Origin of the sequence: Arthrobacter sp. MMS18-M83 (genome assembly GCF_026683955.1) — a bacterium.
Taxonomy (GTDB): Bacteria; Actinomycetota; Actinomycetes; order Actinomycetales; family Micrococcaceae; genus Arthrobacter.
In genome coordinates, this window is record NZ_CP113343.1 from 227,160 (window position 1) to 252,156 (window position 24,997).

Consider the following 24,997-nt stretch of genomic DNA (forward strand, 5'->3'; position numbering starts at 1 on the left):
CCCCGTCAGCCGTGAAGCTTCTGCGTTGATTGCGTCGACGACAACCGCCAAGCGCCGATCTCCATCTTCCGCGGAGAGTTCGGTCCAGAGGCCGTGAACTCAGGTAGCGTAATCAACTTCCCCCTTCATGAGAGATGCACAGGTGAGGGTCGAAAAATGAGCCATTCTGGCGGTGTGAAACTGAGCCACCCGTTTCGAATTATGGCGGGGTGAGCACAGTGGAGGATTGGGCTATTTAGAAGTTGCATCTTGCCGACGGTGAATCGATGAGGCCGATAGCGGCGCGGCTGGAGATTTCGAGGAACACGGTGCGGAGGCCGTGGGCTCGGAGGCTCCGCCCAGGTACGCGAGGACGCCGCGCGAATCAGGGATAAAAGGCGGCGGGGCCTACCGTCCGGGCGGCGCTGTGGGAGTTTCTGAGGATGCCAGCGACGGTGCTGACCGAGCGGGTGGGCTGGTCCGAATCGTTCGCGGCCGCCATCGCCAGGCACTCCCCACCACCGAATTCATCAAGTACGGCCTCCAACCCGGCGAGCTCCCACCCTCAGCACGACCCTCCTGGACTTCGCCAAGACAATCCACGACACCTGCCGCAACCCCGGCGCAACTCAGACAGACTCAGCCAACCCCACCGGCCCGGCAACCCCCGGACCCGGCCACGAACTGCTCTAACATGAAGAACTCAACGGGGCGCTAGCCAACTAATGTTGGGACCTCACGCCCACAGCTGATCCATCGCAGCCAGCTGAAACTCGAGCCTAAAGCGGTCGGCACACCGAGCCGCCCTCGTCCGCAGGCAGGCAGCAATCCCTTTCCGAGCGGAATGGGGCTGCTCTGGAGATTTCGGACAGTGGTACCCCATGAAATGCCTGGGACCGCATACTTCACAACGGAGCCACGGTAGCGGCGGTTACCGCGTCCGCCTAGGCCTGGATAAGACCCGGCGAGCCCGGTGGCCTAGAATCCGGGGCTGCTCGGTGAGGGTCTGCGGGTTCCGCGAGCGGCCGCACTGGGCCCGGTTGTCTTCGAGTGAGTCATTTCCAGGCCCACCTCGACATCAGGTATTGGGGCGGACCGCCACCGATTAGTCTTTCAGTATCTAGGCGCGGGCGCGCCGAACAATGCAAGTAGGGGGTATGCGCGCAATGGACGAAACCGATGAGCGGCGGTCATCTGCAGGGTGGCGAAATCCAAAAGTCTGGGCGACGCCGGAAGCCTTCGACGGTAACTTCGTAAAGCAACTGCTGATACCCGCAGGGCTCTTCACGCAAGTCCATGGCGTTGAGGGCGATCTTCGCGTTCAGAACAACTACGGAACCTGGCCAGCAGCAACTAGCCAGGGACTTGAGGAACCGCCGACGATTTGGGCCAGACTCCCCGTTGGCTCCAAGCCTGGCGATTCCATAGCCACGAGCGCGTGGATCAAGTCGGCTACGCTCCGTCGGAACGATCCCGTGAAGGTCCTTGCAAGCTACGAAGGCGCAATCACCTTTGCTGAAGGCACGGACCAAGCACCCGGACTTCGACGACCTCAACTGGGTGCAATGCACGCAGTACTCGGATACTGGACAACCAATAGCGCAACGCCGGCAACTGTGGTGATGCCCACAGGTACTGGCAAGACTGAAACCATGCTTGCGCTCCTCGTGGCGGCACGCCCAAAGCGCGTTCTGGTAGTCGTTCCATCCGACGCATTGCGTACACAGCTTGCCACCAAATTTGAGTCACTTGGAGTCCTTCAGGAACTGGGCATCGTAACCCCCTCCGCCATCCGACCCGCAGTGGGACAGATTCAACACGGATTCGCTACACCTGCCGTCGCCGAAGCGTTTGCGCGATCATGCAACGTCATCGTCACCACCCCTCAAGCATTCGATGCTTGCCACGACGATGCGCGCAAAGCAATCCTCGACTCCTGCACACACCTATTCGTCGATGAAGCCCACCACGTCGCAGCCAAAACCTGGGCTTCGATTCGCGAGCAATTCGCTGACAAACGCGTGGTTCAGTTCACTGCAACCCCGTTCCGCGAAGACGGAAAACATCTCCAGGGGCGAGTCCTCTACTCTTTCCCTCTACGAGAGGCACAAGCCCAGGGTTACTTCTCCAAGATCGACTACACGAGCGTCATCGATTTCGGAGACATCGATAGCGCCCTAGCTGTGCGGAGCATAGAGAGGTTGCGTACAGACCTGAAGGCAGGTTCAGACCACGTTCTGATGGCCCGCGTTGGCAGCATAGCTCGGGCAAAGGCCGTCAAACCCTACTACGACAAAATCGCCCCGGACCTTCACCCCGTCATCATCAACAGCCAGATGCCGAAGAAGCACCAGACGGAGGCCCTTACCGAACTGAAAACGCGCAAGTCGCGGGTCATCATCTGCGTAAACATGCTCGGCGAAGGATTCGACCTCACAGCTCTGAAAGTGGCCGCGGTTCACGATCCCCAGAAAAGCCTTGGTGTAACGCTGCAGTTTATCGGCCGCTTCGCTCGTACTTCGACGAACGAGGCCCATGGGGAGGCATCAATCTTCGTGGCTCGGAAGGACTTCGAAGTAGACAAAAGGCTGCGTAGCCTTTATTCCGAAGACTCTGACTGGAACGTTGTGCTTCGCAATCTCACCGAGGAGGCGGTGGGAGAGCAACAACAAGTTAGCGACTTTGAGGACGGGTTCACAAGCCTGCCGCAGGAAGTCACGCTTCGAAGCCTGCTTCCAAAGATGAGCACTGTGGTATATCGGACTGCGCACGGACTCTGGGAGCCCGAGAACATCGTTGATTTTTTTGGAGAAGCCAATCTGTTGACTTCCCCGATAGGGCTCAACAAAGAGGCGGGAATAGCTTGGTGCGTCGTCGAGAACCGCACCGATGTTCGGTGGGGAGTTCTGCAAACCATCGAGGAGGTCACCTATGACCTCTACATCCTGTATTTCGACCACGATCGCCGGCTGCTCTACATAAACAACTCCGCCAACGACGGAGTATTCGAAGACCTTGCGTGTGCGGTCGCAGGCGAGGATGCGTCGCGATTCACCGGGTCGACTGTTTACCGCGTTATGGCGGATATTGAGCGCCTAATACCTACCAATGTCGGTGTGTTGGACGCTCACGATCGCTTTCGGCGATTCTCCATGCATGCGGGCTCCGACGTAACCGCTAGCTTCTCTCAAGCGGAAGCTGGAACGAAGACTCAGACAAACATCTCCGGAGGTGGTTTCCGCAATGGTGAACGCGTCAGCATTAGCGCCTCACTCAAAGGCCGTATTTGGTCTCACACAACAGCCAAGAGCCTGAAACATTGGCGTGACTGGTGCGACGACATCGGCTCGAAACTGCTCGACGATAGCATCAACATAGACCGGGTCATCGGCCAGTTCATCCTTCCAATTCCCTTAAAAGAACGACCAGAAGGGGTCCTCATTGCCTTGGACTGGCCCTGGCAAATCTACGCGCTCCGGGCTGATAACCTTCATCTGTCGTACGGGGGCAAATCCCACGAACTTGCGTACACGGATCTCGTTCCAGACACGGCTTCTCAAGAAGGTCCGTTCCGCTTCGCCGTCAAGACAGGGGCATGGGAAGTCGCTTACGAGGCGACAGTGGAAAAGGGTCGACTGATTTACAGCACCGACTCAACCGAAGAAGTCATGGTCGTCCGCCCACGCTCGGAAACGCGGCTCAGCGATTGGCTCAACGACACCGGGCTAATTCTCACGCTTGACGATGACCGAATCATCGAAGGCGACATGATTCTCCGGCCGACCTGGGATAAGGAACCGTTCGATCCATCAACCCTCATCGCCCTCGATTGGAAGGGTACGAAGCTCAACCGTGAATCCCAGACTAAGGAACGGCGCACCGACTCGATCCAGTTCAAAGCAATAGCGAAACTCAAGGCGGATATCGAGCCTTGGGACGTCGTAATAGACGACGACGGCTCCGGCGAAATAGCCGACGTAGTGGCAATGCGAATCGATGAGCACGGACTACTTGTCCGCCTGATCCACTGCAAGTACGCGCACAGTGGCGTACCTGGCGCGCGCGTTTCGGATTTGTACGAGGTCTGCGGGCAGGCTCAAAAATCGGTCATGTGGCGACGTAGCGACCTTGCCCCCTTCTTTACGACACTTCTCGATCGTGCAAGAAAGAAAGAAAAAGGGAGGGCATTAGTCCATTTGAGGTAGGTGATATCAGGAGGCTATACCAACTTCAGGACAAGGCCATGGCGTTGCACCGGCGGATGGAGATCGTGATCGTCCAGCCTGGATTGTCCGCGTCCAAAGCATCATCCCAGCAACTCGACTTGCTGGCATCCACACAGGCATATCTCAAAACTACGATCAAAGCACCGCTTATCGTGTGGTGCAGCAATTAGTAGTTCAGGGCGGTATTTCTACCTGAAACACGGCGCGAGGATCCGCTACTTGACGAAAGACTGCATGCCTGCGGCACCGGCCTTACTGCGGTGAGCTTCTGCACCTCGATGTCAATTCAACAAACAGCTGGTCCGCGACGACTTTCGGAAAAGCAAACCGACCCTCACAATGCAACAGGGTTACGCCGAGATTCCTTGCATTCAGGCGTGGTTGGTCCCAGATTTGGCGCCTCGTCGGGCGCCTCGTCGGGGAACCGAACGCCCAATTAGTCAGCGAGGAAGCCCTCGCTCCGAAACCTTTGAATGATGGCTGGACCAGTGCAACGGATGATTGCCGGCAACGACTATGGCCACCGTGTCGTCAGAAACGTGAAACGACGAGGCGCAGGCCTACTTCCAATGAGCCAAGCGACACCGATTGCAGCGCTGCTAGTTACACCCAACGACTTCAAAAAGTCAAGCTTTGTCAACAGTCAGGGGCCAAATAGGCCCCTGACCTGCGACAACATTGTGCCCGAGGTGGGACTCGAACCGCATTCCAACCCTTGCAAACACTGGGAACTCCAGAAAAAATAGACAATCCGAGCCAGTCCGGCCGATGTACGACCGAGTCCGAAGCCAAATCTGTTGACACTGTCAACACCCCCCTGATCCGAAACCGCAAGCTTCCCCATCGGTCGCTGGACAATTTACCTGAAACCTTCTGGCCCAGTCGCCCGAAACTCACGACCCCTTCTACGCAGCGATCGCGATTCGACGCCGCGTCAGCAGGGAGGGCCAAACCGTGCCCCATGCATCCTGCCAATAATCCAATAACTAGATGGGGAATGATGTGGTGACGGACGTTATGTCGAGCAAATTAGTCGAAAGTTTCACCTAATTGCTGACCACGGCTTACCCCCGCCAGCACTTCCCCGCTTGCCGGACTCGAGCTGTCCATTGCTGAAGGCGTGTTCTGACCGTTCGTTCTTACGCAAGCCCGACCGCCGATCTACCCTCACGGGTCGGCCGGGCTGCCATGACATTTATTGCCGACCAACCCGTCGGAGCCGTGAGAGCAATCCAGAGCCAGGGTGCGCGTCAATTCTCCACTCAGCAAATTGACACACTTTTAAAGGTGTACCAAAGCTTGACACGCCTTTAGCTGAGTGCCACGCTGGACTGCATGGAAAAGCCCTCTTCCCTCGGCGAGTTCATCCGGGAGCGTCGCCTGGCCCTTGGCTGGGAGCAGCACGAGTTGGCCGGAAAACTGTCCGTCTCCCAACAGACACTTAGTCGATGGGAGAACGGCTCAGCCGTGCCGCGGAACGCGAAGCTGCCAAGCATCGCCGCTGCCTTGGAAGTCTCGATCGCGGAGCTGGAAGCTTTGCAGACTAGGATTCCGCGGGAGGTCATTCAAGAAGTCGCACCCCTCCGCGCAACCCTGCCGTTCAATCAGCTGAACGAGACCCAATTCGAGCAGTTCACGGTCGCACTCTTGCAGGAGAAATTCCCGGAGTCGGAGGTTTACCGTAACGGGGACCGAGGCCACAAGCAACAAGGCATCGACGTGTTCGTCAAACACCCGGACGGGAAACTCGACGGCGTGCAATGTAAGAAGGTCGCACAGTTCGGCCGCGCGAACGTCCTGAAGGCCATTAAGGAGTTCGATCCTACTGTCGATGTGGCGGCCCCTCAGATCTACTTGAGCCGAACGGTTTCGCCAGGTGCACGCAAAGCCGCAGACGACACACCACCATGGACCATCAAAGGATCCGAGGAACTCTCCAACGAGGTGATCGCTCTAGACCCTGACAGGCAGCTTCATCTGGTGCGGCGCTTCTTCCCCGCTTACCGAGAAGCGTTCCTCGGGGCGCCGAACCCGTCGCCGTGGCTTAGCCCCGACATCTTCCGGCTCCCCCTAGACCGCGCAGACGGGTTCTTCCGCCAGTCATGGAACCTGGTTGGGCGACAGGAGGAGCTGGAAAGGATCGAGGCGGCTTTCGGGCTTGGCGGGAATGTCGTAGTTGTGGAAGCGCCAGCCGGTCGGGGCAAGACCCGCCTTATGCTGGCCCTCGCCGATCATCACGAGGAAGAGGTTGGACACTTCGTCAGGTTCCTGTTGGCCGACGGCGAAGTGCGGCCGGACGACCTCAGCTTCCTTCCGAGCGGCCCTCTCACCTTGATCATCGACGACGCCCACATGCGTGATGATCTCGGACGAATAGTTCGAGAGGTACTTGCCGTTCAATCGAAAGCGCGGATTGTCCTCGCGATCCGCAGCAACTTCCGCCAGGAGGTCGGAGATCAGCTCCGAGTGATCGGGAAATCCTTGCGCCCGGGAGAGAACCTGTTCACCCTGAAAGACCTGAGCTTCCAACAATCCCGTCAGCTGGCTATTCAAGTGGCGTCGCCGCAGGTGAACAATCCTCAGGTCTTAGACGCCTTGGCTGAGCTTGGCGTGGACTCGCCGTTCTTCGTTGTCGTGGGCGGCGAACTGTTGAAGCAGGGCCGTATTAAGACTCCTACCTTGGAAAGTTCCCCCGAGTTTCGTCGGGAAATCCTGATCGCATTCCGCACAGTTTTGGCTGGAGATGACGAGACACGGATGGAGGTCCTTCGTGCCGTCGCCGCCATGCAGCCGTTCCGGTCCGACTGGCCGGAGTTCCAGGAGTCACTGGCGACGCTCGTCGACAAGAAGTACCGGCTGCTAGCCCCAGTCCTGCGCAACCTCGAGGACATCGGGTTACTGCTTCGCCGGGGGGCGAGCTATCGGGTAGTCCCCGACCTCCTCGGCGATATCGTCCTCTCGCAGGCGCTTATCAATGAGGACACCGGGACGCCGACCTCCTACGCTTCGGAACTCGTCACCGCACTGAGCGATGAGGCGCTCAAGCACGCACTTGTCAACGTGGGACGGGTCGACGCCCAGATTCAGATGTCCGGGTTCACTAGGACAGCCGTCGTGGAGTCCTTGTGGGGGCCATTCCAAAGCGAGTTCAAGGCCGCCGACGCCGGACGACGCTTCGAACTCGCCAACCTCCTCAAGGAGCTCGCGTACTACCAGCCCGACCGCTCACTCGAAATCGCTCAATGGCTGCTTGATCATCCGGTGATCGGCCCATTCCGCAAAGAAGAACTCCGTCTGGTCTTTCCAGTTCCCCCTGTTGATAACAGGCGAGCCGAACGCATCCTGATCGATGTACTCGAGAGGGTGGCCTATCACGAAAGGCTCGTCGTTAAGGCGATGGAGCTGCTGAGGCGCCTGATCGCAGGTCCGCTCGGACAAGTCGGCAAACCCGACGACCCGGCTGCGGCTGCTCTGAGGAAGCTGATGAATTTCCGGTATCCCTTGGAGTTCGTGCAGACCGCCCTCCTAGAAGTTCTCCGGTGGCTTGCGAACGCCGAGATGGCCGACGCCGAGCGGCTAGTCCTCATGGAGGTGATCCGACCAATTCTTGCAACAGAGGGTATGGAGGACCGTTCTGACGGAGCCGCGATCTACCTGAGCCCGACCCTCGTGCGGGCAGAAGTCGTACGTCCCCTCCGCCGCCTAGTCATCGCACACGTGCTACACGAGCTCTCCAGGCCGCATCGAGGACTCGTCATTCAACAAGCGGCACGTCTACTCACCGACGCACTGCGGCATCCGATCGGCCTACTCGGCCTTCCTGTGACCGACGACGACCGTCGTCAATGGGAGCCCGATCATCTCGAGCTGCTGGCGGCGCTGCGGGACCGTCTCGCCATTGGCGTGTCGCGGGCAGAAGCTGGTGCGTTCCGCGAGGCTGTCCACTGGCACGCAAAGTACGGCCATGGGCCAGTCCAAGCCAAAGCACGCGAGGTATGGATGAGCCTGCCCACGGACCTCCATTCGAAAATCGCGGAAGCGCTGCTCAACAGAAGCCCGGTCCTGGACTCGGCAGATATCGAAGATGAGATGCAGCAGTCCCACGCATGGCAGCAGGAGGTCGCACGGGAGCTTCTAGGTTCCTGCGACGATCAAGAAACCCTTGACGTGGTCGAGGAACAGCTCAGGAATAATTCTGAACTCGGCTGGTCCGGAGAACCACATCAGTTCGCCGAAATCCTATTCCATTCGCGGCCAGAACTGGCCTCACGACTCCTCGATCGGATCTCCGCTCACTACGATCCCGTAATCTCACCGCTGACCGTGCTAGCCATGACAGTCGAATTCGAAAAGGAGCCTCAGCGGGCTGCGGCAAGGATGGACGGAATTCTGAGGGGCACGGATGCCGAATACCGACGACACGCAGCCCGCGCACTCGCATGGTCGGCCGGTCAAGGCCTCGATAAGGTCCCTGGGGGACGAACACGGCTTCGACAACTTCTGGGCGACGAAGATGATCTGGTAGTGCGACAAGGCCTATGGGCGATTCGGCTCGTCGCACAAACCGATCCTTCGGCTGCCTTTGGCCTTGTCGATGCTGTCGATATCACGCGGTCGAACGATTGCCTTGGCGAGTTCGTATCATTGTTCGGTCCCTACGGCCCACTCAACTGGGCTGACCTCAACCTCGAAATGTCAACCAGGGTCTTGCATGCCCTAGTCAACTTGCCCGTCATCGACGACTTTCAGATCCAGCAGCTGCTAAAGGATGCAGCAAAGCCCGATCCCCGCCCCGTGCTTGAACTCCTAGAACAACGAGTCGAACGCGAAATCACCCTGAAAAGTCACAACTACCGCGCCCTCCCAGTCGACGAGTTCCCCCGCTCGATCTGCCCGGCGGCCCGACCAAGGCCGCCCTACTTGAGCAGGTATGGAAGTGGATGACAGTCGACACCTCGTCGTGGCTTCGCCAGCATGATGGCGCAAAGATCTGGTGGAGCACAGCGAAGCCTCTGGGTGATGACACACAGGAATTCCTCCTCGAGAAAGCCCAGGACAGCAGAACGAACCACATCGTCTTGGGCGCTATTCTGAGTGAGCTCCCGCAAAACTTCGTTGCAACGCATACCGACTTCGTAGCCCAGATCCTCTACGCGGGCCAGCGACACGGCGACGAAATGTTTAGGCGAATCGCGAGCGGATTACAAGCTTCGATTACATCGGGCGTCCGATCTCGCGCCATCGGCATACCCGATCCACAAGACGTTCAGTTCCGCGACCAGTTCGCACGAAACGCCGCTGCACAACCTCCTGGCCCAGTCCGCGACTTCTTCTCCTCGATGGCAGCAGACATGGAAAACGAGATCCAGTATCACGCAGCGGACGACGCAACCCTACTTGACCGACGTAGGTGGTAGATGTGGACGGCGTGAGTCCAGAAACGAGAAACAGCTCAAGGGGCTCATCTTGCCCTCGAGCGCAAGAGTTCACTTCATGTGGCTCTCGGCCAACTGCGCAGACGCGGGTTGAAGCAAGACCACTTGGAAGTCGTCCACAGGATTCGCAAAAGAAAAGCCACACGAAAGACGCCCGGAAGATGGCGTCCGTGGGAGCGTTGTGAACGCCCACATCTACGTCGACGAGACCAAGGCCAAGGGTTACCTCGTCGCCGCCGCGACCGGACTGCAACCTGATCTGGCCGTTTTTCGTAAGGAACTCGGAGCGCTAATCCTTCCGGGCCAGCGGGGCTTCCACATGAAAGCAGAGAGCGACTCCCGCAAGCGTGAGATCGCCGACACGATCGTAAGGATAGGCGATACGCTCGGAATCCAGGCAGTGATCTACGACGCCGGCCGAACCGGAACAGAGAAGCAGCGTCGTGCCCGATGTCTCGGGGCGCTCGTCGAAGACGCCGCGAAGCATGAGCGGGCCAAGGTCGTTTTCGACCTTGACGAGTCGCTGCGCAGCTGGGACCGCCAACAAATGATCGAGCTCCTACGCGCAGCCGGACTGAGGGAGCGAATCGCCTATGAGCACCTCGCCCGGAATGCAGAAACACTTCTTGCGATCCCTGACGCGATCGCATGGTGCTGGGCGCGCGGAGGCGGATGGCGTACGCGCGTCCGGCCGATCATTAGCGAAATCCGCGATGTGTAGCTACACAAACACGCGCGAAGCCCGAGCGCCACGGTCGTCCGGCCGGGTCTCGGGCTCACTTCCTGGAGCTCAACACTCCAGACACCATAAGTATGCATAACACGCCGTTAGTGTTCAACTCCGGGCCTGGGCATGCGGATGCTCGAGACACCGCCGAGCTCATCGAACTTCTGCGCATCAATCGAAAGTTCTCTACTGGTATCGACTCCGACGAAGTCTTCGAAGGACTCAGTATTGAATGCACCCAAGCGCTCCACCATCAGCGAACTTGACGATAACCGCGGCCACGCTCGAAGACGCGCTGAACGATGCCGAGCCGAATCGGCCATACCCTGTGCAAGACGACAGGTACCAGTCTCCTCTTGGCGGACCGTTCCCTGAATTTTGCTCCGAACAGAACAAGGTCAAGTCGCCCGCGCCCTGGCCGATCGAAACAAACCGTTGAGCGACTCGATAATGGGTCATGGCCTCGCGTTGAAAGACTCGTAGCAAGCTTCCGGCACGCAAAAGGGTCGACCCTAACGAACCACTTTGCATGCCCGGCATTCGAACCATCCAACGGCGGCTTAAACTGCAAAAAATCCTGATTCTGAAATTGCAGACCGGACACCAAATTTCCGCCTGAAAGGATCGATTCATGGTCTCGAACGACTGTGGGCCACGTCCTGAACGAAAGGGCGGCCACGGATTAGGCGGACAATTTCTCGTGAAATCGTTGCAGGCAAACAGGCAACAGTGTCAGACCCGGCTACTCTCATAGGGAACGCCTAAACGCAACCGGTGTGTTTAGAAGACGTTTGCGATTTCTGCGCGTTTGAGCGGAGAGCACCGGAACCTGGGAGTCTCAATCTCCCGTGTGTCGCCTTTCGCTGACGCTGGCAATAGACTGAAAACTACTGTCGAAATCACCGCCCGCAAGGTGCGTATGTCAGGGGGAATTATGGCGCTCAATAGGTTGACGGTGTTTCTTTTGAAGGACGTCGAGGAATTTTCGGATGCACTCGCTGATGAGAAAGATCCGGATCGCGTGGAGCTTGATCAGGAATCGGGGCTTGAAGGCGAGTTTTGGTGGTCTGCCCGCGCTCCATCTGCCCCACCTTGGGTAGAGTTCATCGGAGAAGTCCTGTCCGAGACTCCGGACGGGCTCCGGTCGTCGTCAGCATCAGGCTTGCTCATCGTTCGAGTTGCCGGTTCGGTCTTCGCGTTGACGTTTGGTTACGGTCGTAGCTTTCTTCGGCCGGAGACCATCGTTCGAGGTTTCGGGCTCAAGGTCGCACTTAACCGTATCGACTCCCAACAGATGCGGAGTATCGATACGAAGGCTTATGAGGACTTGGTCGTCGCAAAGACTACGCAGGCGAGCAAGAGCACTGAAGTGCGGACATTCGGGATAGAGCCCATGCGAGACATCCTGAGGGCCGTCACGGGTGAGCCACGTACGCAGGAACTAGGCAATCGTCTTTCAGGCGCAGACGCTTTGGTCCTAAACATCGCAGTCGAACCCAGCGACCTACCTGTCCTTCTCGAAAAGGCGCTAGAGGCTTATCACGATGATGAGTACAAGAAGGACTTCGAATGGGTTGATCATTTGGCGCTTGTAACTGATCCGGCCATCATTGAAGTATTGGACGGCAAACTTGTCACGGCGTTGAAGGTCAAAGATACAAGCGTGACTCACCTTGCCATTCCAGATGCAATTGAGTGGGAGGATATCCACGCATTCAAGATCCGGGGTGCGCGCAATAATGAGTACGATGATCTCGATCTTGATGATTACCTCGACGACCTAAAGACCACGGATGACTTCACGATTGAGCTGCTGAAAAGTCGTGGCGTGCTTATCTCGTTCGCACGGTCGAGCGAGGATTGGGACCAAAAGTGGACTCTATATCATTGCTTGGTTAGTGAGCAGCGGTATAATGGTGGCCTTTTTGCCCTTATTGAGGGCCGCTGGTTCTCGATTTCTAAGAGCCTGGTTGACGATGTCGATGCGGCAGTAGGTCAGATCGGGGCGTCCGGGCTATCGCTTCCGGCGGCGATGGCAGGCGAGAAGGAAGGAGAATACAACGAGCGTGTCTCTGCGAGCATGGGATTTGTTTCTCTCGACACAAAGCTCGTCCGGCCAGCAGGTGCGACGAGCGGCATAGAATTTTGCGACATGTTGGCCCCAAACCGTACTTTCGTACACGTCAAGCGCAAATCGCGGTCATCCACGTTGAGTCACCTCTTTGCCCAAGGTCTGGTATCGATCAATGCCATGATCGGAGACGGTGCATTTCGCGAAAAGGTCCGAGGGATCATCGGAGAACAGTCGAAGGGGCTTGAGTCATCCATTATTGACGATTGGGTTTCAGCTGTTCCTGGTAGCGCGGAGGCCATTTCGGGGTCGGACTATTCCGTGGCGTACGTAGTGATAGCTAAGTCGACGAAGCCTGGCAATGACTGGTTGCCATTCTTTAGCAAGCTCAACCTCATGCAAACCGTGCGCTCTCTCGCACCTCTTGGAGTGAAGGTGTCGTTGGATCGTGTTGACGTCAAATAGCACATAGGGATTGCGACTCGCCTCACTCTTGGGCCGGCGCTGAAGGCTGTGCGAAGGATTCAGATGTCCGATGTAAGCGGCAACTTTAAACTGACCGGAGACGGCAAAACTGATTGACCGTTCCTTGAATTCCACCGGTCAATTCTAAGTTGCCGTTGACAGTCGGAAAATTCTTTATAGTTTTTGGACGGCGCTTGTCGGCCCGTCAGCTGTATCAGTCGGCCAAGCCGGACTGTCACGATTCATAGGGAATGGAGGCCTGAGATGAGTGTCATGCCGCCGGCCGGACGGCACTCGTTGGCCCCCCGTTAGCAGTCCAGCGTCTGAACAGCATTTCCCGGAGCGCGGCGACGGCCAGACCGCGGCCTCTGGCGGACGGCCGGATCCCGTAGCCCACGTTCACCACCACGTCCACATCCTGCGCGGATTCATGGCGCAGAGCGATTCCTCCGAGGACCTCGCCGTCCTCGACGATCCACCGAAAGGTGCCTCCGTCGTCGCCAGGCGACGCCTCCACGGCGAGCCGCCGATCTACGAACATGCGGAATCCTTCTGACGATCGGACATCGTCGGTCTCCAGGCGACCGAAGCCATCCTCGTGGAGGCCGTCGCCCCATTCCTCGTGCGCCAGTAGCCACGCCGGATGCAGGGCAACTGAGGGACGGACGAGCGGAGACATAGTACAACGCGACCGTCCACGAGCGGCACGGTGAGGGATCCTCTACCGGGCGTTAGATTTGATCTGCCGCCGCGATTAGACGTTCAACCTCATCCGTCAGCTCTGGGACCGGTCGACGACCATCGAGTTCGAGGGTCGCCCCGTTTCGAAGAAGCGGTTCGGCGTCGACCGACGACGTGGAGTCCGCGCAGGCGCGGGCATGCTCGTTGAAGGTTGCAATCCGCCAGGCTGGAGCCACACCCATCTCATGGGAGGTTGCCAACAGCCGGTCATGTCCGAGGGGGAATTGCTCCCTGGAATGAATCAGCACTGGTTGGTCATGAACATCGGCCAGCCGGCAGCTTGCCTCGTCGCCAACCGCCGGCAGGCCGGGACGGCAGGCGAGGCCGAAGAACTCCTTCCTGACGTGGCCCCCAACCAAGTCCTGTGAAGGCTCCTGATGCACCAGACCAATATCGAGGCGTCCTTCCCGGACCATTCTTAACTGGCTTGTGGTGTCTCCATCGGTCAGCTCCAGCTCAGCCAGGGGTACTTGTGTTGCGCCTGAACCAGCCGGGCGGGCAAAACGAACCGTGAGATTGTTTGAAGAGCAGCAACCTTACTTGTGTCCCTCGTCATTTTGTTTTCTGTCAGCCTCTCTTGATCCCGCCGCAGCAACCTGGGCGGTGGACGCCCCTATAGTCTCCCGGCCGTCGTCCGCGTTTCAGTCGCGTTGAAGGTACGCCATCATCTCAGGAGTAGTCAGGAGGACACGTGGCGATACCGCCTTGCTCTGGATGATGATGCCGTCCAGTTCCTGGCCGGCATCCAGTAGTTTTGCGACCCACGCGGCCCGTTGCTTGTTCACATAGCCGATCTTCTTCACGGGCCGCCCGGCGTGGATAGCGACGGCGTTGCCGTCGTGTTCGTTGTCGGGTTCGCGGATAGCCTGGACGCGCTGGCCGTTTCGGAACTTGAAGGGCTCGTTTGGGTCTTCGTGGAAGCCCATGCCCACCACGCGGAACGCGAATATCTGAAAGTGCCGCAGGGCGAGGATCTTGTAATCAATCAACTCCCCGTCCGGCAGGGCAAGATCGAGGCCGTTGCTGGAAGGTACCAACCTAAGGGGCGGCATGCCGTTGGGGCCGGCCACCAGCTCGGTCTTGGCAGCTGCCGGTGGAACGTAGCCTGCGCGATAGCTCTTGACGCTTTGGCCTGCGGCCGCCGCCTTGGCCTTCTCTGCTTCGTAGTTTCGCACTGCCGGCGGCCGCTGAGGCTGCCCCGCGGGTTTCTCAGGCTCTAGTTCCACAGTCACCCCGGGCGCGCGTGCCGGTTCCGGCATTACCGCTGACAGATTTGCCTCTGAAACCGTAGACGGTTCCGCTCGCCAGCCAAAAGCTGTCTTCAACTTGTCCCAAATCCCCATAGGCTGACTGTATCGACAACGGCAGGCGGAGGGTGTCCAAACCGCTGGAAGCGATCCTGTTTGCCGGAAACGAACCGACTCCCCCAGCCCTATTGAGCAAGATCCACGGCGGACCGACTGCATAGCTACGGCGTCACAGCTGCTGTTCAGGCCCTGCCCGACATGGCGCGCGCACCCTAACGCACCCTAGCAAGAGGCTCCTGATCCCCGGCGGTCTGCCCGTCAGCGGCGCTTTTCATCGGCCGGAGGCGGAACATGTCAGCGAATACGGCCACGGGGTTCTGGAGCGTCGGCAGGTCATCGAGCTGGTCCACGGGCCGGAAGCGGGAGCCGGCCGCACCAGGCAGCCGAGCGATCATCCACGCAGAAAACACATTACGTAAAATCTCTAGCGCCAAGGCCTGATCAAAGAGGCAGTACCGGTTCATGCAAGAGCCCATCCCTGAGCTGGAAGCCCGGGCATAAGGGGGCGCCGCGATAACACCTTGGAAGGCGGAAAGTCAAACTCTGTCAACAGTAAAAAACCAAAAAGCCCCTGACCTGCGGAAACACTGTGCCCGAGGTGGGACTCGAACCGCATTCCGGGCCGCGGAAACACTGGGAAGTCCCGAAAACATCGCGAGTACGAGCCAGTCCGGCCGATGTACGACCCAGTCCGAAGGCAATAGTGTTGACAGTGTCAACACTTCCTTTTTGCCCCTATTGGACCCGCTCCCCGGCGAAACCAAGGGGTGCATGAGTAATGGTCCGGGTTGGCGGATCAGGCGATCTGGATCCGTTCGTCGCCGAGTTCAACCTCGACACGAAGCCGGCCACCGACCGCTTCGACGTATTTCCGCAAGGTATCGACCTGGGCTCGGTCGATGTCGCCGTGCTCGATGCGGGAGACCCTGTTCTGGCTGACGTGCAGACGTGCAGCCAGCTCGACCTGCGTCAACTCCGATGCCTCGCGGAGCTCCCGAAGCCGGTAGGCCCGGACCTCATCGAGCAGGAGCTTCTTATGGGCATCCACAGCAACCCGGTCAACAGTCCGCTCGGCCAGCATCTCCTCAATAGTCTTTGCCATTACGATCCTCCTTTCAGAATCCTCAGATGATCATCGAACAGGTCATCCGCAATCGGGATATTCGTTTTGTACCACTTGCTCCAGTTGCCGGCCTTGTCGCCTGCGACAAGCAGGATCGCATGCCGTTCCGGGTCGAAGGCAAACAAGATCCGCAGCTCCGAGCGGCCGCTCGACCCCGGCCTCAGCTCCTTCATGTTCCTGTGCCGCGAACGAACCACCGTGTCGACCAGCGGACGGCCAAGCTGCGGACCACGCTCGGCAAGAAGCTCCAACGCGGCGATCACCTGCTCATACGAGTCCTGATCGAGCCCGAGCAGCCACGACTCCACCAACTCAACGTCAACATTCCACACCGACTCCATGATACACCCCACAGGTTCTACAACTCAAGGGCTATATCCATGAGGAGCAGACACTCGCCTAATCCGTCTTCAGCTTGCTGAGAAGAGCTGACCGCACCGCCGGATTGTCCTGCCAGAGTCCGAGCGATCCCGCGATCGCGTCCCCGATCCGTTCCATGGCGTCCCGGGCGGCAAGCATGTGCACCCCGTGGGACGAAATGCTGGACGGCCCTATGGAGGTGTTGCGCCCGTGGATCATCACCAGGGGGATCACTTCCACCTCAGGCCCAAGCAGGGAACGGTACCCGGCGGCGGCCGAGTGAATCCAGTTCGCCTTCCCGCGCCCAAACCCGTCCGAACGGACAATCAGCTCTCTCCCCCGACGCTCTCCATTCGTACTGGCCCCAGCGATAGAGCTAGGAATCCAGCAGATAGACAACGTTCCCGAGGGCAACCGCGTGGTCCACGTCAGCGTCCTGGTGCCCGGGGAACCGCAGCCCGTGGTACACAGCGGTCCCGGGGATCCGCAGCAGAAGTTCCAACAAAAGCGCGGTGCTGTCCTCTCCCCGTGCTCCCGCCTCAGCTCTGCCCTGACCGAACTTTCCGGCCGCAGCCAGGGCGCCTTGCCGCGTTCCATGGGTTTCGTAGTCTCATCGAACATTACTGTTCCTGGCCCCCATACTCACTTGAAATTTTGATTCCAACACCTTCTCAAGTCGCTGGACCGGAACGCCACACTTGCCTGTAATCGAATCCGCCCCGAGCGCCGCACGACAGCGGACCCCCAGCCCGAGCTTGTTCTACAGACGACGGTCACGGAACGACGACCCCGGTTCCCGAGATGTCGCAGCTGCAGATCGCAATCCACCTATGGTCTACCTGGGCGCGGAGGGCGGCGACTGCGTTGTGCCGGCAAGTGAAGCCAACACACCTAACGGCGCGAAGGGTCGGGGACCAGCACAAAGTCGTTGCTTGCGAGGATGCCAATCCCGGCCACGATCATTCCCAGGACCAGCAGGCTGAGCGCCGCGCTATGCCACGCCCTGCGGGTGCCGCTGTTGGTTTCGCGCGCCAGCTTGTGCGGGGGCATCACCGAGTTCCAAGCAATCCACCACCAAACGTAGCCGAGGCTTGCCGTCAGCAACAACACCCCGGTGGCCGCCGGTTGCGCGCCATGAAAGCCAAGCCTCGTGAGCCCTAATGCAATGAACAGTACGAAGGTTGCAGCACGGGTCCCCTCCGCCTGCGCCAACAGGTTCCTCAAGTCGTTCGGATCGCGTTCCGGGGACAACGACTTGTGCCGGATCCGGATCACCAGCCATCGGTAGGCGGCATAGGCCGCGGAAGAGACCACCAACAGGGTGGAAGCGGCGATGTTTCCGGCAACCGTGCCGTGATCGCCGTAGAGTGCGAACACCACGAAGGGAACACTCACCGACACCGCTATCGAGAACCAGCCGGTCCATGTCGCGGCAGCGTATTTGCGATCCATGCGGCGCGCGAAGCCCCGGGGCATGGCTTTCCTGGCGTCCCTGTTGATATACGCGACGATGAAGAGACTGGTCCACAGGACAAGCACGCACAATACATAGACAGCCTGCGGAATCCACAGCAACAGGGCAGCGTCTGCAACAGCCATCAGCCACCACCACATCTGGCGCCTTACCCGGATCTGGAAGTATTCGCTTTCGAGTCTCGCCCGGGCCCGCGCTTCATGGGGGTTGAGGCGGAGAACGCCCAGCAGCGATGTGACGCGACCGCCGGCGGGCCTGGACGGGTTGGTGGCCCGCATGAGGAGCAGCTTGGTGTGGAACGGGTCGATGGCCAGCCCCGCCTTGATCTGCTGCTCCGCGTCGACGCGTTTTCCACGTACGGTGAAGGTGCTGGCCAGCATGTAGCGGAAGTTGGCGTTATCGGGCGACAACTCCACCGCTTTGCGGAACAGCTGTTCTGCCTCGGCGAGGTGCTGCGGCTCTGCTTGGTCGTACAGGGTGCAACCCAGCATGTAGAGCCCTGGAGCCCATTCGCCTCCGGCTAGCGTCAGCCCCCGACGCATCGCGGACTCGGCAGTCCGCAGGTCTTCGACACCGGCGAATCCTGCGCTCAGCCGCAGCCACCACCACGGTTCATCAGGTTCCAGGTCCACAGCACGCTGCGCGGAATCCAAGGCGGCCTTCCAGTCCTTGGACAAGGCGAAGACGCGGGAAAGCTGGCCGTGCAAAGCGGCGCTGTCCGGTTCGGAGGCAAGTGCATCGCTCAGTACAGCCAAGGCCCGGTCGTGCCTGCCGGTCAGCAGGAAGGCCTCGGACCGGTCGATGACCATCCCCACACCGGCCATTTCAGAGCATCTTCCGGGCGCGCAAGTACCGGTCCAACTCGTCGTAGGACCCGTTGGCGTTGCCGAATTCCACTACGTTCCTGGCCGTTTGGAGCCATGACTGCGTTGAAGGCCGGATGTCTTTGAGGGCCTCATTGACGTGCGCCATGGAGATTGCCTGGACCGAGCCCTTCCGAAGGGACTCCATCATCGCCTTCTCGGCTGCGGACGTGACAACGTGTTCAAGGTCGGCGCCGGAGAAGTCTTCCGTTCGGGCAGCGATCTTCTTCACGTCGATGCCGGCGATCGGTCGGGAGGAGAAGTGGTGTTTGAGGATCGCCTCGCGGGCGGGCCGGTCCGGCGGCAGGACCAGAAGCATGCGGTCAAGACGGCCGGGCCGCAACAGTGCTGTGTCGATGTCCCACGGGTGGTTGGTGGCCGCCAGGACAAACAGGCCGTCGTTCCGGGCGTCCATGGAATCCAGCTCGAGCAGCATCTGGTTCACGGTCTGCCGCATCCACGCGGCTCCCCCGGACAGTGTCGACCGCTTGGTGGCCACTGCATCAATCTCGTCCAGGAGAAGGACCGCCGGTGCCGCGCGGCGCGCGGCCTGGAAGATCCCATGGAGGTTCTTCTCGGTTTCACCGATGTACTTGTCAAAAATGTCCGTCATGGTGGCGGTCATGAACGAAGCTCCGAGCTCGCCCGCCACGGCCCGGGCCATGAAGGTCTTGCCGCAGCCTGGCGGCCCATAAAGCAGCAGGCCGCCGCGAAGTGATTTACCGAAAGCCCTGGCCACTTCGGGATTCCGCATCGGCTCCAGGAAGGACTCGTTCAAGCGGGTCTTGACATCCTCCAATCCTCCGACATCCGCCAGAGTCACAACGGGACGGTCGATATCGAACAAAGCCCCGCCCGCACCCTCGCCGTTGACAGAGATCGCCTGCGGGTCACCGTCAGGGGCGTCCTCAACAAAGGGCGCCGGAAGCGAATGGCCCAGTTCCTTCTCAGCCCGATGCCAGTCGAAATCCCCTGCCGGCTGTGCGCTCGGACCATCTGTCGATTCGAGGTTGCTTTCCCCGACCTGACCCTGCATGGAAAGGGCCGCCGAAGCATCAATGAGGAGCGTTATGGTTTCAACGTTGTTCGCATCGATCGCCAGGACCAGGTTCAGGTGGTCGATGGCTTCAGCATGGCGCCCTGCCTGGACCAAGAGCTTGGCCACGTTGATACGCAAGGGAACGTTGTCCGGCAGCCTCTCAAGTGCGGCGAGCAACCCATCGATGGCAGCTGCGTTCATTGCTCCCCCAATAATTACGGCGACGACGGCGGGCCGCCTGTCAGGTCCGCCAGGAACCGCCGCCCCCAAGAACCCCACGGCGACCCGCTGCCGTCATGAATTCAGCTGGCCGCAATCGCGGCCACAGCAGTACCTTAGCCGTTGATGGGCTCGTGCACCCACGGCGAGCTCATCGGCACTGCTTATCGTCATTCAGCCCCGACATAGCTCGGCAGCCTCACGTCGGCAAGAGTAGATCTGAGGTGCTGACGATTCGAAAATCCACAGAATGCGGAAAATGTCAAGCTTTGTCAACAGTCAGGGGCTAAAAAGCCCCTGACCTGCGATAACACTGTGCCCGAGGTGGGACTCGAACCGCTTTCCGGGCCTTGAAAACACTGTGAAGTCCTGAAAACATGCCGAGTACGGGCCAGTCCGGCCGATGTACGACCCGATCCGAAGCCCGAAGTGTTGACACTGTCAACACACCCTCTGTTCCCACTTTCGAATTCGCTCCCGAACACGACCAAGTTTGTTCAAACGTACCGGAACGGGTTGCCTGGTCAGCCGGTTAGTCTCTCGCTCGTCCAGGGAAACCGTGAAAAACTCTAAGTGTGAAAATGGGACCTGATCGTATGGCCCAGCATCTCCAAGGATGGTTGCAGGCGCTGGCCCATATCGGTGCCGCAGTCAACCGTGGCGTTTCACTGAGCGAACTGTTGGACCTGATCGCCGCGACTGCCTGCAAATTGATGTCCTACGACTTTTGCGCGATCTTCATCCCGGACGCGGCGTCGCAAGTCCTGATGATCCAAGGCTCCTACGGCCTCTCGGCCGACTACATCCGAGACATAAACGCAGCGCACCCGGTCCGACTTCACGGCCTTCACACCCCCACGCCGGCGGGTCAGGCGTTCGCGATGGGCGTTCCCGTGCAGATCGAAAACTTCGGAAGTAATCCGACGATGCTCGCCTGGAGAGCCGCTGCGAGAGACCAAGGATATAGCTCCGTAATCTCCGTGCCTTTGAACTCCGCCGATGAGACACTCGGGACCCTCAACTGCTACACCCGATCGAACCATCACTTCACCAAAGAAGAAGAATCGCGCCTTTTGATGTTGGCAGACCAAGCAGCAATAGCCATCACCACCAGTCGTCTGCGCTCCGAACAGGCGAACAAGATCACGGTCCTCAACCAGCTGAATGAGTCGCTTGAGGAGCAGTATGAACTGCAAAGGCAAGCCGAAGCAATCCATGACCGGTTGACGGGCCTGACGCTTGCAGGGGGCGGAATTAGGGCCCTTGGCGGCGCCCTAGCAGAGATCCTGGATCGTCCCGTCGCCATTTGCGAGACCAACGGGACCATCCTCTACCAAGAGGAACACGACGGCGTTTCGCTCCCGGCGGCCCAACTCGCGAACGCCGCTGGCCTCCCCCTCCCTGATGTCGCGTCCGCGGCCAATGCCGGATTGCTGTCCGAAGTTCATCTTCCGGATCCAACAGGCACGCTGACCGTTGTTCGGGTTCCGGTGATGATCAAGGAGAAGATAGTCGCGTGGATCTGGACGAGCGGGAAGGTCTCCGAGCTGCGCCCGCTGGATCGCCAGGCGATGGAACGAGCCGCGGCGCCCCTGGCCTTGGAACTCCTCCGGACCCGGACAGCGACCGAGGCAGAGTGGCGGGACACTGGCGAGATTCTCTCCGAACTCCTGTCAGGCAGAGGTCGCGGCTCCACAACGCTCTTGGGCCAAGCCGCACGGCTCGGCCACGATCTGTCGCTTCCCCACGCAGTCATCGCGGTCCGATTCGAATCCCGTATCGAGAGCGCTTTACCGTACTGGCTTGCCGCCACCTTCGAACGGATGGCGCGACAAGTCTCACCAAAGCCGCTGCTCGGATCCCACGAGGAGCACATCGTTGCTCTTTGGCCGCTGGGACCAACGACGCCGATCAACGAAGTGCGAGGCATCGGCGAAGAGGTCAGGCAGATTCCTTCAGAACGCAATCAAGGCACGGATCGCGCGCACGCTGCCATCACGGGGCCGGTCACAAGCATCGCTGGCTATCCTGCGGCGTTTGCAACGGCCCGTGGAGCCATTGAGCTGGCGGCCCTACGCCAGGGTCCCCCCGGAACTCTGGTGTTGAGCGATCTAGGATTGACTGCGCTTCTACTGCAGCTCCCGGATGTATCCGCGCTGAGCCACTATGTGGACGACGTGCTTGGCCCGTTACGTGCCAACGGCTTAGCCCAAGATCCATCGCTCTTGCCGACCTTGTCAGCCCTCATTCACAATAATCTCAACGCGAGAAAGACAGCTGAGCAGCTGCATGTCAATGAGGATATCGTCATCGAAGCCCGCCGACGGATCCAGGATCTGCTCGCACTTGACCTTTCGCGCATCTCCGATCTCACGCGCATCTCAACGGCCATCGAAGTCGACGACGTCGTCGAGGCCAGGCAGAGCATCATTGACGTCTGATCCCCGCGCGCGGGCGCATTCCACAAATGCGCCGGTGGGCGACGCGCGGGTCACACCCGGCGCCTCGGGTATCCGCGTGACGGTAAATGGATTGAATAGAGGGGTGGTGTTCCACCGAGGCCCCGAGCAGATCTCTCGGAGGCTGACCGGTCGCGCCTCGGCGAGTAACTGATGCGTCAGACTCCCACGCCCGAAAGTTCCAACGAACCCTTTCCTACTATTCATGCGTATGATACTAATTGTTTGTATGGGAGATAAATCATGAATTTTGGCACGCAACCGCAGGGCTGGATCTGGATGACCGGGGCTGACCCTATGCCAGCCGGCTGAATGAGCGTGCAACAGCGGAGGGACGCGACGAATCTGCACTCGCCTCTACCTGCTACCAACGTTGCGATGGGGCGATTTAGATGGCGGAGAATGGCCGACTCGGCGGCCCCTTCTTGCATTTGATGTCGCTTCAAACGCAGCCGCACAATTCCTCAACACTGACGAAAGGGATCCCGTGGGACTCAATACACCTCCACTGGCAGGCCGGAAGGCTGGGGTTTCCAGTCAGCTCGAACCGCAGCACGGACACAGCCTGCCGCTTAGCCGGAGGCAGCCTCTCTTGGTGAAGCAGTGGAAGTACCTGTGGCGCAAGGAATTCGTCGAGCTACGCAACGGTCTCAACGTATCGACCACCGGATGGGTTGACGACTTCACCCCAGATGGCATGACTATATGGATCTATCTGAGCGGGGGAATGGGCCGGATGATGATTCATCAATGCGACGGGATCGACGTCTGGCGCGTCGACTCCCGGATCTGCCAGAACCGCAGCGATCCCACAGCGGAAAAAGCCCACCCAGCCTAGGCGTCAAAGGCCTCTATGGGCATCGCCCATCCACAAGCCGCGGCGGGGCTGCAAAAGACGATCACCCGGATCGTCGCCTATCGCAACAACTGCCGCCCCGCCGCTCACTACGCGTTGCCATCCGCAGCCGGGATGACCCGAGGAGTATGTTCTCAGGCCAAAGTCCTGGGAACTGAGTCGGTTCGTGCCGCTCTATAGTTCGCACCCAAACCAGCAGGAGATGCCAGTGCCTATTTCGCAAACTACAAGTACCGATTGTCACGGAGAGCCTCCGCGGGATCCGACGGCAGAAGACGTAGCGTCGCCGTCGCAACAATCTCTGGACGATGAACTCACCGCAGCACCCTGGATTGGACTCCACTACAGGAGCGAAACCCGCTAAGGACCCCAGCGGGGGGGCCTCGCCCCTCTGGTCACAGGCGGTGCTATTCGTGGCGAAGGTCACCGACCCCGCTCAGGGACCCAGTCTTTCTCCACGTACGCCCGTCGATTTTGTCGCCGGATACGACCGGGTGAAGCTGATCCGACCCGCATCACAGTTGGCTCACAGAGCCCAGTGTGCTTCTCGTGGCTTCGTTGTCCGATGCCTACCCGCGATTTCGGCTACCCGTGACCCGCTTCCAGGTTAGACCAGGGGCCGCTTATGAAGCGCCAGAACGAGTGATTCTTGGCCCGAGCGGTGCGGCGTTTATCGCGTCACCTTGCCGGTAAGGGTTGCGATGGGCCGCAGGAAGAGCGGGCGTGCCAGGAACCAGGACGCGCTCATCAGCGCCACCGAACCAGCGAACATCAAGAAGCCGAGCCAGCCGGCGTCGTCCCGTGCAGCGTACATGTGGTTCAGGTTTCGGAGTGCCCCTGTGGTGAATACCAGGACCACGTGGACGACGATGAACAGCACGAAGAACAGCATCGTCGGGTAATGCAGGGCACGGGCCATCTCGATCGGGTACGCCCTGTTCAGCCGGGCGGTGTGCTGGGGCCATGCGTTGGACATCCGCAGCCCGGTAGCGATCGCCAACGGCGCTGCGATGAACGCGACCGCGAAATATGAAAGCAACTGCAGCGCGTTGTAGTTGGTCCAGCCACTCTCCAGCGGCCAGTCCAGGGACGCATACTGCAACGCCGCCGACAGCGCGTTCGGGATGACGTCCCAGCCAGTCGGCACAATCCGCAGCCATTGGCCCGTGGCGAAGAGCATGATGAAGAAAACGATCCCGTTGAGCACCCACAATGCGTCCAGGCTCAGGTGGAACCAGAGGTCCAGGCTGACCTTTTTCGGCGGGTTCTTCGTTTTGATCAGGCCCTTGTTGTTCCGGGTCCAGTTCGCCTTGGGCCTGGCGGTCGTGCGCACCAGCCAGCCGGAACGGACGATCAGCAGAATCAGGAACGCGTTGAGGAAGTGCTGCCACCCCAGCCAGGCCGGCAAGCCGAGCGGGGCCGACGCGGGCAGTTCGGCCTGCCCCGGATACGTCGTCAGGAAATCCTGCACAGGTCCGAGGGTGCGCAGCCACCGGGCCAGCAGCACAACCAGCGCCAAAACTACGACGGCGGCCGCACCCGCCAGCACCGCCCGCACCCACCCGGGCCGGGCCGGCTTCCTTGGCTTCCCGGACTTAGGCGTCGACGGCGCGGACGTCGGGGGCATGCTTGTTGGCGTGGGCATCTCGGTTG

General features: G+C 59.7%; 18 protein-coding genes and 1 pseudogene. 7 read left to right on the forward strand and 12 right to left on the reverse strand.

Going from position 1 to position 24,997, the window contains the following annotated elements:
* Nucleotides 1–1,145 precede the first annotated feature (1,145 nt).
* From OW521_RS01080 to OW521_RS01095, 4 genes are all read left to right on the forward strand, one after another.
* Nucleotides 1,146–4,184 (forward strand): DEAD/DEAH box helicase, encoded by a 3,039-nt coding sequence (locus OW521_RS01080; protein ID WP_268022190.1) that lies wholly within the window; start codon nt 1,146–1,148, stop codon nt 4,182–4,184.
* Between the two features lie 1,356 nt (nt 4,185–5,540).
* Nucleotides 5,541–9,149, forward strand: a complete 3,609-nt coding sequence (locus tag OW521_RS01085) for a helix-turn-helix domain-containing protein (protein ID WP_268022192.1) — start codon at nt 5,541–5,543, stop codon at nt 9,147–9,149.
* A complete protein-coding gene (locus tag OW521_RS01090; RefSeq protein WP_268022194.1) occupies nt 9,146–9,622 on the forward strand; it encodes a hypothetical protein in 477 nt (158 codons plus the stop codon). The genes OW521_RS01085 and OW521_RS01090 overlap by 4 nt, the downstream gene beginning before the upstream one ends.
* 199 nt (nt 9,623–9,821) lie before the next feature.
* Nucleotides 9,822–10,361, forward strand: coding sequence for a hypothetical protein (locus OW521_RS01095; RefSeq protein ID WP_268022196.1), 540 nt, complete (start codon nt 9,822–9,824; stop codon nt 10,359–10,361).
* Between the two features lie 107 nt (nt 10,362–10,468).
* On the opposite strand, the gene OW521_RS01100 is transcribed toward OW521_RS01095, so the two are convergent.
* Nucleotides 10,469–10,609 (reverse strand): hypothetical protein, encoded by a 141-nt coding sequence (locus OW521_RS01100; protein WP_268022199.1) that lies wholly within the window; start codon nt 10,607–10,609, stop codon nt 10,469–10,471.
* A 692-nt stretch (nt 10,610–11,301) separates the two neighbouring features.
* On the opposite strand from OW521_RS01100, the gene OW521_RS01105 reads away from it, so the two are divergent.
* The gene (locus tag OW521_RS01105; protein ID WP_268022201.1) at nt 11,302–12,903 is read left to right on the forward strand and encodes a DUF6119 family protein; all 1,602 of its coding nucleotides are present in this window, start codon (nt 11,302–11,304) and stop codon (nt 12,901–12,903) included.
* A 271-nt stretch (nt 12,904–13,174) separates the two neighbouring features.
* On the opposite strand, the gene OW521_RS01110 is transcribed toward OW521_RS01105, so the two are convergent.
* The 10 genes and pseudogenes from OW521_RS01110 to OW521_RS01155 all read right to left on the reverse strand — a co-directional run bounded on the left by OW521_RS01110 (nt 13,175) and on the right by OW521_RS01155 (nt 20,011).
* Nucleotides 13,175–13,582: a GNAT family N-acetyltransferase gene (locus tag OW521_RS01110; protein ID WP_268022203.1), complete on the reverse strand. Its 408-nt coding sequence runs from the start codon at nt 13,580–13,582 to the stop codon at nt 13,175–13,177.
* 52 nt (nt 13,583–13,634) lie between these two features.
* The gene (locus OW521_RS01115) at nt 13,635–13,844 is read right to left on the reverse strand and encodes a hypothetical protein (protein WP_268026132.1); all 210 of its coding nucleotides are present in this window, start codon (nt 13,842–13,844) and stop codon (nt 13,635–13,637) included.
* 12 nt (nt 13,845–13,856) lie between these two features.
* Nucleotides 13,857–14,060, reverse strand: a pseudogene (locus tag OW521_RS01120) (LysR family transcriptional regulator); the annotation flags it as partial.
* 225 nt (nt 14,061–14,285) lie between these two features.
* The gene (locus OW521_RS01125) at nt 14,286–14,819 is read right to left on the reverse strand and encodes an HIRAN domain-containing protein (protein WP_268022206.1); all 534 of its coding nucleotides are present in this window, start codon (nt 14,817–14,819) and stop codon (nt 14,286–14,288) included.
* Nucleotides 14,820–15,747: 928 nt separating this feature from the next.
* On the reverse strand, nt 15,748–16,053 hold the full coding sequence (locus tag OW521_RS01130) for a helix-turn-helix domain-containing protein (RefSeq protein ID WP_268022208.1): 306 nt from the start codon (nt 16,051–16,053) through the stop codon (nt 15,748–15,750).
* Nucleotides 16,053–16,382, reverse strand: a complete 330-nt coding sequence (locus tag OW521_RS01135) for a type II toxin-antitoxin system RelE/ParE family toxin (RefSeq protein ID WP_268022210.1) — start codon at nt 16,380–16,382, stop codon at nt 16,053–16,055. The genes OW521_RS01130 and OW521_RS01135 overlap by 1 nt, the downstream gene beginning before the upstream one ends.
* A 91-nt stretch (nt 16,383–16,473) precedes the next feature.
* Nucleotides 16,474–16,674: a hypothetical protein gene (locus OW521_RS01140; protein WP_268022212.1), complete on the reverse strand. Its 201-nt coding sequence runs from the start codon at nt 16,672–16,674 to the stop codon at nt 16,474–16,476.
* Nucleotides 16,675–16,810: 136 nt separating this feature from the next.
* The gene (locus OW521_RS01145) at nt 16,811–16,939 is read right to left on the reverse strand and encodes a hypothetical protein (protein ID WP_268022214.1); all 129 of its coding nucleotides are present in this window, start codon (nt 16,937–16,939) and stop codon (nt 16,811–16,813) included.
* 386 nt (nt 16,940–17,325) lie between these two features.
* Nucleotides 17,326–18,732 (reverse strand): tetratricopeptide repeat protein, encoded by a 1,407-nt coding sequence (locus tag OW521_RS01150; protein ID WP_268022216.1) that lies wholly within the window; start codon nt 18,730–18,732, stop codon nt 17,326–17,328.
* Between the two features lies 1 nt (nt 18,733).
* Nucleotides 18,734–20,011: an ATP-binding protein gene (locus tag OW521_RS01155; protein WP_268022218.1), complete on the reverse strand. Its 1,278-nt coding sequence runs from the start codon at nt 20,009–20,011 to the stop codon at nt 18,734–18,736.
* Nucleotides 20,012–20,625: 614 nt separating this feature from the next.
* Between OW521_RS01155 and OW521_RS01160 the strand changes: the two genes are divergently transcribed.
* Together OW521_RS01160 and OW521_RS01165 are read left to right on the forward strand one after the other, a co-directional pair.
* The gene (locus OW521_RS01160; protein WP_268022220.1) at nt 20,626–22,470 is read left to right on the forward strand and encodes a helix-turn-helix domain-containing protein; all 1,845 of its coding nucleotides are present in this window, start codon (nt 20,626–20,628) and stop codon (nt 22,468–22,470) included.
* A 505-nt stretch (nt 22,471–22,975) separates the two neighbouring features.
* Entirely contained in the window at nt 22,976–23,326 is a 351-nt protein-coding gene (locus tag OW521_RS01165; RefSeq protein ID WP_268022222.1) for a hypothetical protein, read from the forward strand.
* A gap of 688 nt (nt 23,327–24,014) precedes the next feature.
* Here OW521_RS01165 and OW521_RS01170 read toward each other — a convergent pair.
* Entirely contained in the window at nt 24,015–24,989 is a 975-nt protein-coding gene (locus OW521_RS01170; protein ID WP_268022224.1) for a cytochrome b/b6 domain-containing protein, read from the reverse strand.
* Between the last annotated feature and the right edge of the window lie 8 nt (nt 24,990–24,997).

Bases quoted from the DNA above. Each gene is read 5' to 3' on its own strand.
- OW521_RS01090 (WP_268022194.1), top strand. From the start codon at position 9,146: ATGACAGTCGACACCTCGTCGTGGCTTCGCCAGCATGATGGCGCAAAG.
- OW521_RS01150 (WP_268022216.1), bottom strand. From the start codon at position 18,732: ATGGCCGGTGTGGGGATGGTCATCGACCGGTCCGAGGCCTTCCTGCTG.
- OW521_RS01110 (WP_268022203.1), bottom strand. From the start codon at position 13,582: ATGTCTCCGCTCGTCCGTCCCTCAGTTGCCCTGCATCCGGCGTGGCTA.
- OW521_RS01160 (WP_268022220.1), top strand. From the start codon at position 20,626: ATGGCCCAGCATCTCCAAGGATGGTTGCAGGCGCTGGCCCATATCGGT.
- OW521_RS01170 (WP_268022224.1), bottom strand. From the start codon at position 24,989: ATGCCCACGCCAACAAGCATGCCCCCGACGTCCGCGCCGTCGACGCCT.
- OW521_RS01080 (WP_268022190.1), top strand. From the start codon at position 1,146: ATGGACGAAACCGATGAGCGGCGGTCATCTGCAGGGTGGCGAAATCCA.
- OW521_RS01130 (WP_268022208.1), bottom strand. From the start codon at position 16,053: ATGGCAAAGACTATTGAGGAGATGCTGGCCGAGCGGACTGTTGACCGG.
- OW521_RS01085 (WP_268022192.1), top strand. From the start codon at position 5,541: ATGGAAAAGCCCTCTTCCCTCGGCGAGTTCATCCGGGAGCGTCGCCTG.
- OW521_RS01105 (WP_268022201.1), top strand. From the start codon at position 11,302: ATGGCGCTCAATAGGTTGACGGTGTTTCTTTTGAAGGACGTCGAGGAA.
- OW521_RS01155 (WP_268022218.1), bottom strand. From the start codon at position 20,011: ATGAACGCAGCTGCCATCGATGGGTTGCTCGCCGCACTTGAGAGGCTG.